The following is a 15216-nucleotide window of genomic DNA, read 5'->3' as shown; positions in this document are numbered from 1 at the left end:
AAGGAGAGGGGGCTTCATGTATATAAACACATATAGACGACATAATTAATATTAATGAGTGAATAACTTTATTCATAAATATACTTATATGCGCCTGATTATCCCCTGGATAGCAGGCGTTTTTTGTGGAGAACGCTTTTTCAGTTGCTCGACGGAGCTTATTTGGGGTATTCTAGCCTTTATTCTCTTATTTGCTTTGGCCTTTTCCCTTTATTTCTTGAAACGTTATTCGCTACGATGGTGTTTTGGAGTTACTATTACAGCCCTCTGTTTTACAGGTGGATGGCTTGGGATAACCAAGCAATTCCAACAAACAATTTACACTTTTCCACAAGAAGAAGCTATTTATCGGGTTTTAATAACGGATACACCCCAAGCAAAGGAGCATACTTACCTCTGCCGGACACTTTTGAAAGAACATTGCGATTCTATCGGTATCCATCCCATAGACCGGAACGCAATTCTTTATCTGAAACGAGATTCGGCAGCTGCACAATTAAGGACTGGTGATGAACTGTTAGTCTCCACCCGTATCTCTCCGCCTGCAAATAATAAGAACTTTGATGAATTTGATTATGCCCGCTATCTGATAAGGAAAGGAATCTGTGGGACAGGCTATGTCGCATCCGGAAAATGGTCTATCTTATCTTCAGGCGGACACCCCCTGTATCTATCTTTGCGACCGGATGCAACGAACAATCATTACCTAAGAACAAGTATGCTTTACCTTAGAAATATAGCCAACTCTTATCGGGAACAGATAATCTCTCTTTATCGTGAACTCGGATTTAATGGTGACGAACTGGCTGTACTTTCCGCATTGACCATAGGAGACAAAACAGAGCTGAGTGAATCTATCCGTGAGAGCTATTCAGTAGCAGGCGCAAGTCATATCCTTGCTCTGTCCGGTCTGCATATCGGACTTTTATATGCTTTACTTTTCTTTATTTTGCAACCTGTTGCCAAAAGAGGGAATGCAGGTAGATGTCTACGTTCCCTTTTTCTCATAGTCTTATTATGGGCTTTTGCCTTCTTTACCGGATTCTCACCATCAGTAGTCCGTTCGGTCACCATGTTTTCTATTCTGGCTCTTGCAGATGTGTTTGGTCGCCAGTCTTTTTCTTTGAATACACTGGCAGCTACCGCATGGTTTATGTTGCTTTGTAATCCGGCATGGTTGTTTGATGTGGGTTTTCAACTCTCTTTCGTAGCGGTTACCTTTATTTTACTCATTCAACAACCTATCTACCACTTGTTTACAATAAAAAGCAGAATAGGCAAATACGTTTGGGGATTGATGAGTGTGTCCATTGCCGCGCAATTAGGCACTGCACCACTGGTTCTATTTTACTTCTCCCGCTTCTCTACACATTTTCTGTTAACAAATTTGGCCGTTATTCCATTGGTTACCATTATTCTATATATTGCTGTATTCATGCTGTTGCTCACTCCAATTTCATGGATTCAAACCTATGTAGCAGAAGGAGTTAAGAAACTATTGGAAACCCTGAATCTTTTTGTTCGATGGATAGAGCAACTCCCTTATTCATCCATAGACGGAATTTGGCTATATCAGTTGGAAGTTTTCGGCATCTACATCTCTTTGTTTCTGTTGTTCTATTACTACATGAACCGGCGATATAAAAACCTGATAACTTGTCTTTCTTTTATCCTTCTATTGGCTACTTGTCATGTGACGATGTTGTGGATAGACCGCCCGCAATCCAGTCTGGTTTTTTATAATGTGCGTGGTTGTCCGGCAGTTCATTGTATCGAAAGCGACGGGCATTCTTGGATAAACTATGTCGATACACTTCCGGACAAGCAACTCCTGAAGCGGGCAGCAACCAACTATTGGAACCACCGTCATCTTCTACCGCCGAAAGAAATAACTACCGATTATGAGACCACCGCATTCTCCCGCCAACAACAAATGCTATCCTGGCAAGGATGCTGTATCTGCATGGTGACCGACAATCGCTGGAGGAACAAATCGACTGTTTCTGTGTTATATACTATTGATTATCTTTACTTATGCAAAGGTTATGACGGACATCTGGAAGAACTGACCCGACTCTTTGTTCCCGGCTGTATCATATTGGATGCCTCTCTTTCAGAATACCGCAGGAACCGTCTTGAAGACGAATGCAAACAATCCGGTTTGCGTTTTATCTCTTTATCCGAAGAAGGTTCTGTTTGCTTTTTGCTCTAAGTACAAAGATTTATCGTACATTTGCACCCTGATAAAGTAAAAGAATATGTTGACGAAAGTAATAGAACAAGCCAAAATAGACCATTTTACCAAATGGTTTGAACGAGCTGATAAAATAGTAATTGTATCTCATGTATCTCCTGACGGCGATGCCATTGGTTCCTCACTGGGTTTATATCACTTCCTTGATTCACAGGAAAAAACAGTAAACGTAATCGTACCTAACGCTTTCCCCGATTTCCTCAGATGGATGCCGGGCAGTAAGGACATTCTTTTGTATGACCGTTATAAAGAGTTTGCGGACAAGCTGATTGCCGAAGCAGATGTAATCTGTTGTCTGGACTTCAACGCATTGAAACGTATTGACGATATGGCAGATGCCGTAGCGGCTTCTCCTGCCCGCAAAATAATGATTGACCACCATTTGTATCCCGAAGATTTCTGTAGGATAACGATGTCTTATCCCAAAATATCCTCCACTTCCGAACTTATATTCCGTCTGATTTGCCGGATGGGCTATTTCGGTGATATATCCAAGGAAGGTGCCGAATGCATCTATACAGGTATGATGACAGATACCGGTGGCTTTACCTACAACTCGAACAATCGTGAAATTTATTACATCATAAGCGAACTCCTTTCCAAAGGAATTGATAAAGATGAAATCTACCGTAAAGTGTACAATACCTACTCCGAGAGCCGTTTGCGACTGATGGGATACGTATTGTCTAACATGACGGTTTACTCGGACTATAACTCCGCGTTGATAACGCTAACAAAAGCCGAGCAAAGCAAATTCAACTACATAAAAGGAGATAGCGAAGGCTTTGTCAACATCCCTCTTACCATCAAAAACGTCTGTTTCTCCTGTTTTCTGCGGGAAGATACCGAGAAGCCGATGATTAAGATTTCGTTTCGTTCGGTGGGAACTTTCCCATGCAATCAGTTGGCTGCCGAATTTTTTAACGGCGGCGGACATCTGAACGCATCCGGCGGTGAATTTTTCGGAACGATGGAAGAGGCCAAAGCACTCTTCGAAAAAGCGCTTGAGAAATATAAACCTCTACTAACAGCCAAAAGCTAAAAATGGAAGGTTAAAAGTGAATATGGAAAGGTTAAAAGATACGAACTTTCAACTATCTCCTTACAGCTTTTAATGATTTTGCGATACATTTGCGGAATATAGCTATAAACAACAGATAATGAAGAAACTTTTATTTTTATTTCTCTCTTTGTTAACCGCCGGAAGTTTGTTCCAGGCATGCGACAACTCAAAGACATATGCAGAAATGCTGGAAGACGAGAAAAATGCAGTGGAGAGGTTCATCAAGGATAGTGCGATTCATGTGATTTCTGTGGAAGATTTCGAACGGAATGATACCGTGACGAAAGCAAAAGCGAACGGAGATGCCTATGATGAATTCGTCTTTTTCTCCAGTGAAGGAGTATATATGCAGATTATAAACCGTGGAGATTACAATGCAGATGATAAAAATGCGTATAAATTTGAGGATCGTGACAATATCTGCACTAGGTATAAGGAGATAAATGTCGATACACGAGAACTTGCAGCTTTCAATATTCCTGTAGAGGAATATATGGATGCCGGATATTTATGGGCTGATCCTGCTGTATTCGTTTATGTGAAAAAAGAAACCTACTCGGCCGGTACATTCCTTGACATGGGCTTTGTGTGGGGATCCTTGTACGGCAGTACCGCCGTACCGCAAGGATGGCTTTTATCATTACCTTATTTGCGTGACAATGCTCATGTGCGTCTGATTGTTCCTTCAAAGATGGGGCACCAGTCCGCACAGCAATACGTAACTCCTTTCTTCTATGATATCACCGAGTTCCGTAAAGCATTAAGCTAAGACACTAACATTTAAATAAATCTTTTAGTAAAAGAACCTATGACTCTAATCAAATCTATCTCTGGCATCCGCGGAACCATCGGCGGAGGCGCGGGTGAAGGACTGAACCCGCTTGACATTGTAAAATTTACCTCAGCTTATGCTACTTTGATTCGTAAGACCTGCAAAGCGCAGAGCAACAAGATTGTTGTGGGACGTGATGCACGTATCTCAGGTGAAATGGTAAAAAACGTAGTCGTTGGCACCCTGATGGGAATGGGCTGGGATGTGGTAGACATCGACCTGGCTTCTACTCCGACTACAGAATTGGCTGTAACGATGGAAGGCGCTTGTGGCGGTATCATCCTGACAGCTTCACATAACCCAAAACAGTGGAATGCACTGAAACTACTGAATGAATATGGCGAATTCCTGAATGCAGCCGAAGGAAATGAAGTTCTTCGTATTGCCGAAGCCGAAGAATTCGACTATGCCGATGTAGACCATTTGGGTTCTTACCGCAAAGACCTGACTTACAATCAGAAACATATCGACAGCGTATTAGCTCTTGACCTGGTAGACGTTGAAGCTATCAAGAAAGCAGACTTCCGTGTAGCTATCGACTGTGTAAACTCAGTAGGTGGTATCATCCTTCCTGAACTTCTGGAACGCTTGGGTGTGAAACACGTGGAAAAACTCTACTGCGAACCTACCGGAGACTTCCAACACAATCCGGAACCGCTAGAGAAGAACCTCGGTGACATCATGAACCTGATGAAAGGTGGAAAAGCAGACGTAGCATTTGTTGTAGACCCCGACGTTGACCGCTTGGCAATGATTTGCGAAAATGGTGTGATGTACGGTGAAGAATATACATTGGTAACTGTTGCCGACTATGTACTGAAACATACTCCGGGCAATACTGTATCCAACTTGAGTTCTACTCGTGCCCTGCGTGACGTAACCCGTAAGTACGGCATGGAATACAGTGCTTCTGCCGTAGGCGAAGTGAACGTAGTAACGAAAATGAAAGCAACCAACGCCGTTATCGGTGGTGAAGGAAACGGTGGAGTAATCTACCCTGCCAGCCACTACGGACGTGACGCTTTGGTAGGTATTGCTTTATTCCTCAGCCACCTGGCTCACGAAGGAAAGAAAGTAAGCGAACTCCGCGCTACTTACCCACCTTACTTCATCGCTAAAAACCGTGTAGACCTGACTCCGGAAATCGACGTAGATGCCATCCTTGCTAAAGTGAAGGAAATCTATAAGAACGAAGAAATCAACGACATTGACGGTGTGAAGATTGACTTTGCTGACAAATGGGTACACTTGCGTAAGAGTAACACTGAAGCAATCATCCGTGTATATAGCGAAGCATCTACAATGGAAGCTGCTGAAGAAATCGGTCAGAAAATAATGGATGTAATTAATGAGTTAGCAAAATAATAACCATTCATTCGTATTGGAAATAAGAAAAGGGAAAGCTAATAAAACAGCTTTCCCTTTTTATTTTTTATTATCTTACACGATGTGCTGGCAAGGGATTATTCTCACCGGGGTGAGAATAAATTCTCATAGTCGTGAGTATTTATTCTCATTACAATGAGTATTTTTTCTCATAGGCATGAGAATAGTTGAGAAAATTCCAAAAGTCACTTTTATATATCATTGAAGTGTAATTGCTATTAATTTACTATATTTGTCTCCTATTACTTGATAAATGGATATTTGTTCATTTGAAACAAATATAAGATAATTTAGGAAATACGATGAAAACACGTTTAATTATATTTCTTATCACATTAACCAGTTCATTGACTGCAATTGCCGATAATGAGAAGGATACCTATTTTTTTTCGAAGGTGGACTATCAGCAAGGACTGTCTAATAGCGCAGTACTTTGTCTTTTTCAAGACAATGTAGGGCTTATGTGGTTTGGTACATATGATGGTGTGAACTGTTGGGATGGAAAATCAATGGAAGTGTATCGCTCGGACTTCTCGGCAAATAAGACATTAAGCAATAACGTAATACACTCTATTTCACAGGCGGATAGCAGTTGCTTGTGGATTTCCACTCATTTGGGAGTGAACCGTTTCTCGCAAAAGACAAAACAGGTTGTGGGAAATTACGATTTTCCGGGAGATTATTATGTACATTCCAATAGTCAGGGAAATACATGGATACTGGCCGGTGACGGAATTTATTATTATAACACCAATCATCAATGTTTTATTTCGGCACAAACTCCGGCCTTGCCAATGGACAGTATGGAACAGCGTGCATTTGTAACGGATGATGGAGTTCTCTGGTTGTTCCCCCTTCACACTGGTCAAATTCAACATTACTCACTGAATGCTTTCGATGCAGATAGTTTATCGACTAAACTGTCCGTGTCGACTACTAAATTCCATTCGAAAGCCATTGAGGATATTTTCTATCAGAGTGGCATCTTCTGTTTTATAGATTGTGACAGGGATTTGTATATGTATGACATCTCCCGCAAATCTAAAATCTATATTCGTAATCTTTCATCATTGGTACAGAAATACGGAGTGATAAAAGGAATCGTTCCTTTCTACGAGGATATTATTATAGCTTTCCGTGCCAACGGACTGATTCGCCTGCGCACGTCACGCAAGTATGAAGAAGAAATAGTCAATCGTAATGTGCGTATTTACGGACTTTACCGCGAACCACGGCAAGGAATGCTCTGGATTGCGTCTGACGGACAAGGGGCTGTTGTATATGCCAAGAAATATTCTATCGCTACCAACCTGATGCTGAACCGTATATCGACAGGATTGAGCAGGCAGGTACGTTCAGTGATGACAGACAAATATGGCGGACTCTGGTTCGGGACGAAAGGAGATGGAGTCTTGCATTTGCCCGATTTCCGAAATTCGTCAGGTAATGAGGCTCTGGGTGCCACTGTATATTATCCGGGAAAAAAGCAACAAGTATCCTCATATGTCAAATGGGACCATGAGTTCCATGCCTATAAATTAGTTCAGAGTCGTTACATGGATGGATTTTGGATTGGGGCGGGAAATCCGGGTTTGTTTTATTACTCCTTCAAGGATGATGCTTTACGTCCGGTGGAAAATTCTTCCGGGCAGCCGGCTATTGAGATACATGATATTTATGAAGAAAGCGATAGCGTGCTTTATACTGTTACAGCAGGAGTCGGTTTTTATAAAATGGTACTTGATAAGAGAGCGGGAACGATTAGTGTCCGTCATCAGAAACGCTATCATTTTTTTCACGAGCAGCGGGAGATTACAATGTTCTATCCTATGTTGGCGGAAGGAGACTCTATTTTATGGCTGGGAAGCAGGGAAAAAGGACTGATCCGTTTTGATAAACGGACAGAAGAATATCAGGTTATATCTCTGAAAGAGATGCTCCGTAAATCGGTGGATGATGTATTGAGTCTGCATCGTGCCCATGACGGTAAAATATATGTAGGAACTACTTCCGGACTGGTATGTCTCACCTTTCATGGAAAGAAAATAGAAGCATCCTATATCGGTAGGGAACAAGGATTGCTCAATGACATGATACATGGTGTGCTCGAAGATGATAACGGTTTCTTGTGGTTGGGAACCAACCGTGGACTTATCAAATATAATCCGAAAAACGGCTCTTCACATGATTATTATTATACTGCGGGTGTGCAGATTGGAGAGTTTAGTGATGATGCCTATTATCAATGTCCCTATACAGGTAATCTTTTCTTTGGTGGAATCGATGGATTGCTCTATCTGGATCGTAAGGTAGCTGCCGCTCCTGAATTTTATCCGGATATCCTGCTGCGTCGTTTATGGATTGGACGAACAGAAGTTAGTTTGGGCGATCATTATGCGTCTGACGAGAAAAGCTTGCAACTGAAAGGGGCAGAAGTCTCCTTTTCACTCTCTTTTGCCGTACCCGATTATCTGACTGGTGAAGAAGTGGAATATTCTTTCATTCTGGAAGGATACGATAAACAATGGACTTCCTTTAGTAGCATCAATGAAGCATCTTATGCCGAAGTTCCTTCGGGCAATTACACTTTTAAAGTCCGCTATAAGAAAGATGTATTTGATACGGAGTATAAATTCTTTTCCATTCCTATACATATTCTTCCACCATGGTATCAGTCGGTATGGGCATATGTTTTTTATGTTCTGCTGTTGGTACTCTTTGTGGGCTATCTGCTTCATTTGCTCCGCAAATATATTCTTCATGAACAGATACTGAAACGATTGCTCAATACGGAAAGTCAGAAAGAGACAGCAGTAAGCGGTAGTTATGGTCGTGGGTTACTTGATAGCTTTACCCTTATTTATCATGCTTGTGACCAGTTGCGTGCAGAGAACACGTCTTATGAACAACGTCGTGAACAGGTGGAGCTGATACGTGAAACTGCGATGAATGTCCTTTTTCATCCGGAGACTTTGTATTCTGAGAAGCTCAAACATTTTTATCCTACTACTTTCGTCCTGTCCGCACGTATGTGCATACAGGAAGTATCTTTGGAAGTACTTCGTGCATTGAAGACGGAAGGTCTTGATATTTCTCCGGTGCAATCCTCTATTCCCGAAAATTACACTTTCCCAGTATATAAGAATGCTCTTCGCTGTATTCTTTACTATTGTTATCATTTCGTTTGTCAGAAGTCTTCATCCGTCAGAATTACGGTGAGTGTGCAGGAGAAGGAAGATAAAATGTTGTTGGTAATATCCGCTGATGACGGCAGGATCGAAGAGTTGTGTAACCAATTGCAAGGAACACCTTGTCCTGTGTCAGATAAGAAAGATGTCGACCAATCCTTCGGTATTCAGTTGATGCTCTGTTTTGTACAGTCTGCTTTGGAACAGCTTCATACTGTTGTCCATTATGGAGTGTCTGAAACAGGCCAGCATAAACTAATGCTTACTTTTGAGCCTGCGATACTAAACGAGTCTCAATCGGATGAGAAAAAGACGATCCTGCTGTTGGAAGATAGTGAAGAAATGATTTGGCTGATAACAGGATTGCTGTCCGAAGAATATTCGATACGCCCAGTGAAGAGTGTGCAGATAGCATTGGAAGAAATCCGCCGTTCGGTTCCGGCAGTATTTTTGGTTGATATGGCAATGTATGCAGAAGCCGAAAGTACTTTTATGGAGTATATCGGCAAGAATCGCTCTGTGTTGTCAAAGACTGCTTTTATTCCGATGCTGACATGGAAGGCCAGCTCCGCTATCCAGCGGGAGCTGATTAAATGGTCTGACTCTTATATTGTTTTACCTTATGATATTCTTTTCCTGAAAGAAGATATTCATAAATCTATTTATGGCAAGAGGGAAGCCAAACAGATTTATCTGGAAGATTTAGGTGAATTGGCAGGACAAATCGTCTGTACTACAACCGAACAGGTAGACTTCGTCCGCAAACTGCTGCAAGTGATAGAACAGAACCTCGAACAGGAAGACTTGGGTTCTACACTGATAGCTGATCGCATGGCAATGAGCCCGCGTCAGTTTTATCGCAAGTTCAAGGAAATCTCTCCAATAGCTCCCGGCGACCTGATTAAAAACTATCGGATGGAGAAAGCTGCACGTTTATTGAGGGAAGAAGATCTCTCAATTCAGGATGTTATTTCCGATGTAGGGATATCCAGCCGTTCTTATTTCTATAAAGAATTTGCCCGAAAATTTGGCATGACTCCCAAAGATTATCGCGAACAGCAGAAGAATCTCTAATTTCCACTTGTACTTTGTATTGTGCGCTCATTGTACTGAGAGTGTGGCAAGATGTTGTAAATGAGAAGAATAACTTGTGCTCTCATTGTACTCATTGTGTGCTTTCCTACCAAAAATATTTTGCCTGCATTTTGTCACGCCAGAGGATTTGGAATAAGTAAAAAAGGTCTTAATTTGTTTCCGTTAACAAGAAATTAAACATGTTTGATAACCTTAGTATTAATAAAAAAAAACAAGTAACATGAATTTGTTTGGAATGGAAAAACATCACACAAGGTCGTTGTGGCTGCTGGCAATTTTGATTGCATTCAGTACAACAGTGTGTGCACAGGGCACTCCGGTCACAGGACGTGTCTCTGACGAAAAAGGAGAACTGCTCATAGGAGTGAGCGTTCAGGAAAAGGGTACAACGAATGGTACCATTACGGATACAAATGGTCAGTATAACCTTAAACTGACAAGTAGTAATCCGGTTCTTATTGTTTCTTATATAGGATATAAATCACAAGAAGTAAAAGTTGGAAAACAGAAAGTAGTCGATATTATCCTTGCAGAGGATGTTTCGGCACTGGATGAAGTGGTGGTCGTTGCATACGGACACCAACGTAAAGTATCGGTAGTCGGGGCACAATCCTCAATGAAGATGGATGAAATCAAGATGCCGACTGCAAATTTGTCGTCTGTTATAGCAGGTCGTCTGGCAGGTGTGGTAGCCGTTCAGCGTACAGGTGAACCGGGACATGATGATTCGGATATATGGATTCGTGGTATTTCCACTTTCACAGGACAGAACTCCAAGCCTTTGGTATTGGTGGACGGAGTAGAACGTGGCTTTAATAATATAGATCCTGAAGATATTGAATCATTTACTATTCTGAAGGATGCCTCTGCCACTGCCGTTTATGGTGTACGTGGTGCGAATGGTGTAATCATTATCAAAACCAAACCGGGTAAAGTAGGAAAACCGCAATTTACGGCTGACTATTATGAAGGATTCGTAACGCTAACCAAACGTCCCGAACTGGCAGATGCTTATACCTATATGGATGCTGCCAATGAGGCTAATCTGAACACAAACAATAAACTACTGTATACCAATCAGTATATGGCAGCAACGAAGAAAGCAAACGGCTTGTTGCCGAATGACAATTCAAGAATGTATAATCCATATCTTTATCCGGCTATTAACTGGATGGATGAGTTGTTTAATGATTTAGGACACAATCGCCGTGTAAACATGAGTGTGCGTGGTGGTGTGCCCAATGCTACTTACTATGTATCATTGAGTTATTACAACGAAAGAGGTTTGACCCGTACGGCACGTATGGAAAATTATGATGCCAATATGCGCTATGACCGTTATAACTATACAGCCAACCTGAACTTAAAGCCGACTGAAACGACAACTATCGACTTGGGCTTTTCAGGTTACTTGTCGATGGGTAACTACCCGCAGCAGAAATCTGAAGATTTGTTCAAGGCAGCCATGAGTATCAATCCGGTTTATATGCCGTTAATGATGGAAGATGGTTCTATTCCGGGTATTTCATCTAATGGAGACTTCCGTAACCCGTACGCAGACTTGACACGCCGCGGATATACCAACGAATCAAATAACCAGTTAAATTCAAATATCCGTGTGACACAAGACCTGGGCTTCTGGAAATGGAGCAAAGGGCTGACTGCATCGGCAATGCTTGCTTTTGACGTGACGAATGAACGTAACTTATACTACGAAAAACGTGAAGACACATACTACTATTCAGGTACGAAAGATGCCGTGTCCGGACTATGGAACGACGATGTATTTGATGAAAACGGTGCCTACCGCCTGAGCCGTACGTATCAAGGAAGCAAAGAACTTTCTTATAAGACTGAATCTGTGAATGAAAGAAGCACTTACTTTGAAGCTTCATTGAATTACGAACGCGCTTTCGGATTACATCGTGTGGGTGGTTTGGTGCTTTATAATCAGAAAATACGTCGCTATACGGAAGATAATCAAAAAGAAAGAGACAAATCGGCTACTGATAGAATTGTAAACTCACTTCCTTATAAACAACAGGGACTTGCAGCACGTCTTACTTATTCATGGAATGACCGTTACTTCCTCGAAGGCAACTTGGGATATAATGGTTCCGAGAACTTCAGCCCCGGGAAACGTTTTGGTGTATTCCCAGCTATCGGTGTGGGATGGGCTGTATCTAATGAAGAATTCTGGAAACCGGTGCAGAAATATGTATCTTACTTCAAAGTACGCTACACAGATGGTTTGGTAGGTACGGATGCGGTGACCGGTCGTCGTTTCATGTATTTGGATCAGATGTCCAGTCAGGATGGTTACCGTTTTGGTACGGAGAATAATTCAACTTCCGGTTGGGGATTTGCCAAATATGGTGCTAATGTAGGATGGTCTGTTTCAAGAAAACAGGACTTGGGTATCGACCTGAAATTCTTGAAAGATAACCTTTCTGTCACTGTTGACTTGTTCAAGGAACATCGTAAGGACATCTTCTTGAGCCGTGCTACTATTCCCGATTATGCAGGATTCATTGAAATGCCTTATGGTAACTTGGGTGTAGTAGATAATAAAGGTATTGAAGCTACTTTGGAATATACCCAGCAGTTAGGAAAGAAAACCTTCCTTACGGTTCGTGGTAACTTTGCATGGAACGAAGATAAGATTATCGAAAATGATGATCCAACTGTTGCCTATCCTTGGTTGGAAAAAAGAGGAACCAATGTAAATGGTCGTTGGGGATGGGTTGCCGAAGGACTTTTCACAAGTGAGAATGAAATTATAGACCATGCGAAACAGTTTGGTGAAGACTATCCAGGGCAGGTTTCACAAGTGGGTGATATTAAATACAAAGACTTGAATGGTGACGGTGTGGTTGATGATTATGATAAATGTCTGATTGGTCAGGGAGACGTTCCTAAGATTTACTACGGTTTCGGTGCTGACTTACAGGTTGGTAATTTCTCTATCGGTGCTATTTTCTCAGGTACGGCGAAGGCTGACCGCTGTTTGAGTGGAGACGCTATCATGCCATTCTCCGATGCTTCCGGTATCTCTAACTTATATAGTAATATCGATGACCGTTGGTCTGCTGACGATCCTACAAACGAGAATGTTTTCTATCCGCGTCTACACTACGGTTCTTCAGCCAATACAAACAATACGAAGACAAGTACCTGGTGGCAGAAAGATATGAGTTTCTTACGTCTGAAACAGTTGACGATATCTTATAACTTCCCTAAACAGTTGATTAGTAAAACATTCCTGAAGAGTGCACGTGTATATGTGATGGGTACCAACCTTCTCACATTCTCCAAATTCAAACTTTGGGATCCTGAGTTGAATACGAATAATGGTGCGAAATACCCTAACTCCCGTACTTATTCCGTAGGAGTGAATGTTAGCTTTTAATTTATAACCAGACATCAGATGAAAAATATATTTAAAATAGGAGCTTTGGCACTGTCGATGATAGGCGGGCTCTGTTCATGCAACGACTTTTTCGACTCCATTCCCGGGGAACAATATGACTTGGATGGAACTTTTGTCAATAAACAGAAGACTGAACAGTATTTGAACAATGTATATAGCTATGTTCCTGACGAGACACGTGAACGCTGGCCGAACAATGGCAACAACATGGGCGGCATATGGAGTGCAGGTTCGCTAGAAACGGATGTTACGTGGTCATGGCATATTAGTAACGAGTGGGGGGCAGGTACTGTGTATGCTTCTTCCAGTTGGATAAATTATTGGTATATCCAATATTACAGAGGCATTTCCAAGGCCAGTACGTTTATTGCCAATGTAGACCGATGTGCGGAAGCTACCGCTACCGACCGTTTAGTGTGGAAAGCGCAAGCCAGAGCTTTGAGAGCTTATTATTATTTCTTGTTATTCCGTTCTTACGGGCCGGTTGTAATTCTTGGCGAAGATGCACTGGAACTGGATACTCCGTTGGACGAATTGCTGAAAGAACGTAATTCAGTAGATGAATGTGTGGACTATATTGCTAATGAGTTCGACAAGGCAGCGGCAGACCTTCCGGTGAAGTATGACGGCACAAACCTTGGCCGTTTTGACCGGGGAGCATGTAAGGCATTCAGGGCAAAGCTTCTGCTTTACGCAGCCAGTCCGTTGTTCAACTGCAATAAAGACTATGCTGAAATTGTGAATACAGATGGAAAACAGCTTTTCCCGCAGGATACGTCGAAAGAACAGGAGAAATGGGACAATGCCCGCAAGGCTTACGAAGAATTCTTCAATACGTTTGTTCCAAGTTCTTACAGTTTACATAAAGTAATGAACAACGGTGAAGTGGATTTCTATGAGTCTTACCGTCAGGTGACTTCGGGAGTGAACTATGCGAGCAATGATGAACAGATTTTTATTCGCCTAGCCGATCACGGTGATCATACCTATGAGCTGACTCCTTATCACGGACAATTGGATGATAGTTCAGTAAGGGGTGGTTTGGGATTCGGAACAACTCAGGAAATGGTGGACTTGTTCTATACAGATAAAGGACTTCGTACTGTAGATGACACTGATTACAAAGAATATACAGGGATACCTACTTCCGAATTCTTCGGTGGAAGTGATTACAATAATCCACAGAATAGCAGTACTAACTATTTCCTGAACAATTCTAACAAAACTTTGAAACAGTGGGCTAATCGCGAAGCTCGTTTCTATGTTTGTGTCACGTTCAATGGTTCTACTTGGATAAATGCTGCTACCAATGCCGGTAAGATTACGACAGAATTGAATGTAAATGGAAATTCGGGTTATAACAAAGCCGGCCATGACTCCCCGCTGGAAGGATACGGTGTACGTAAGATGGCTCCTATGGATAGGAATGCAGGAAAACATTGTGCTAATTTGCTTCGTCTGGCTGATATGTATTTGGGATATGCTGAAACATTGAGTGCTTGCGGACAGTATGGAGAAGCGATGAAAATGATAAATGAAGTGCGTGCCCGTGCCGGTGTGCCGGGATATGGCAACGCAGGTGGTAAAGATGTTAACGGACTGAATTATATTACTTATCCGGAAAACCGTAATGATGTGGATAAACGTATCCGCCGTGAACGTCTGATTGAATTGTCTTACGAATGGAACCGTTATTTCGATGTTCGTCGTTGGAAAGTGGCAGATATGGCAGTAGGTGACGACTGGATTTATCCGGCTTACCATAAAGGTGGTGAAGGTGGTGAAATCCACGGAATGAATGCGAAAGCCGACCCACCCCAGTTCTTTGAAAAAGTGGTGACTGGAACCCGGGTATTTGCTAAACGTCATTATCTTTTCCCGATTCCGGATAATGAAATCCGTCGTAATCCGAAGATGGTACAGAATTATGGTTGGGCGGCTGCCGAACCGGAAAAATGATATCCTGTT

General features: G+C 42.1%; 7 protein-coding genes. All 7 read left to right on the top strand.

Going from position 1 to position 15216, the window contains the following annotated elements; translation table 11 throughout:
- Positions 1 to 88: 88 nt before the first annotated feature.
- A complete protein-coding gene (locus tag HC965_RS14780) occupies positions 89 to 2212 on the top strand; it encodes a ComEC/Rec2 family competence protein (RefSeq protein ID WP_191032184.1) in 2124 nt (707 codons plus the stop codon).
- 46 nt (positions 2213 to 2258) lie between these two features.
- Entirely contained in the window at positions 2259 to 3296 is a 1038-nt protein-coding gene (locus tag HC965_RS14775; RefSeq protein WP_191032183.1) for a bifunctional oligoribonuclease/PAP phosphatase NrnA, read from the top strand.
- A 118-nt stretch (positions 3297 to 3414) separates the two neighbouring features.
- Entirely contained in the window at positions 3415 to 4086 is a 672-nt protein-coding gene (locus HC965_RS14770; protein ID WP_191032182.1) for a DUF4827 domain-containing protein, read from the top strand.
- A gap of 39 nt (positions 4087 to 4125) precedes the next feature.
- Positions 4126 to 5514: a phosphoglucosamine mutase gene (gene glmM, locus HC965_RS14765; RefSeq protein WP_191032181.1), complete on the top strand. Its 1389-nt coding sequence runs from the start codon at positions 4126 to 4128 to the stop codon at positions 5512 to 5514.
- 323 nt (positions 5515 to 5837) lie between these two features.
- Positions 5838 to 9797 carry a helix-turn-helix domain-containing protein gene (locus HC965_RS14760; protein WP_191032180.1) on the top strand — a complete coding sequence of 1320 codons (3960 nt, stop codon included), beginning with the start codon at positions 5838 to 5840 and terminating at the stop codon, positions 9795 to 9797.
- Positions 9798 to 10038: 241 nt separating this feature from the next.
- On the top strand, positions 10039 to 13227 hold the full coding sequence (locus tag HC965_RS14755; RefSeq protein WP_191032179.1) for a TonB-dependent receptor: 3189 nt from the start codon (positions 10039 to 10041) through the stop codon (positions 13225 to 13227).
- 18 nt (positions 13228 to 13245) lie between these two features.
- A complete protein-coding gene (locus HC965_RS14750; protein ID WP_191032178.1) occupies positions 13246 to 15207 on the top strand; it encodes a RagB/SusD family nutrient uptake outer membrane protein in 1962 nt (653 codons plus the stop codon).
- Positions 15208 to 15216 lie beyond the last annotated feature (9 nt).

This window comes from Bacteroides sp. GM023 (genome assembly GCF_014750685.1).
Lineage (GTDB): Bacteria > Bacteroidota > Bacteroidia > Bacteroidales > Bacteroidaceae > Bacteroides.
Note: the sequence above shows the minus strand (reverse complement) of the source record. Positions and strands in the feature narration are given on the sequence as shown.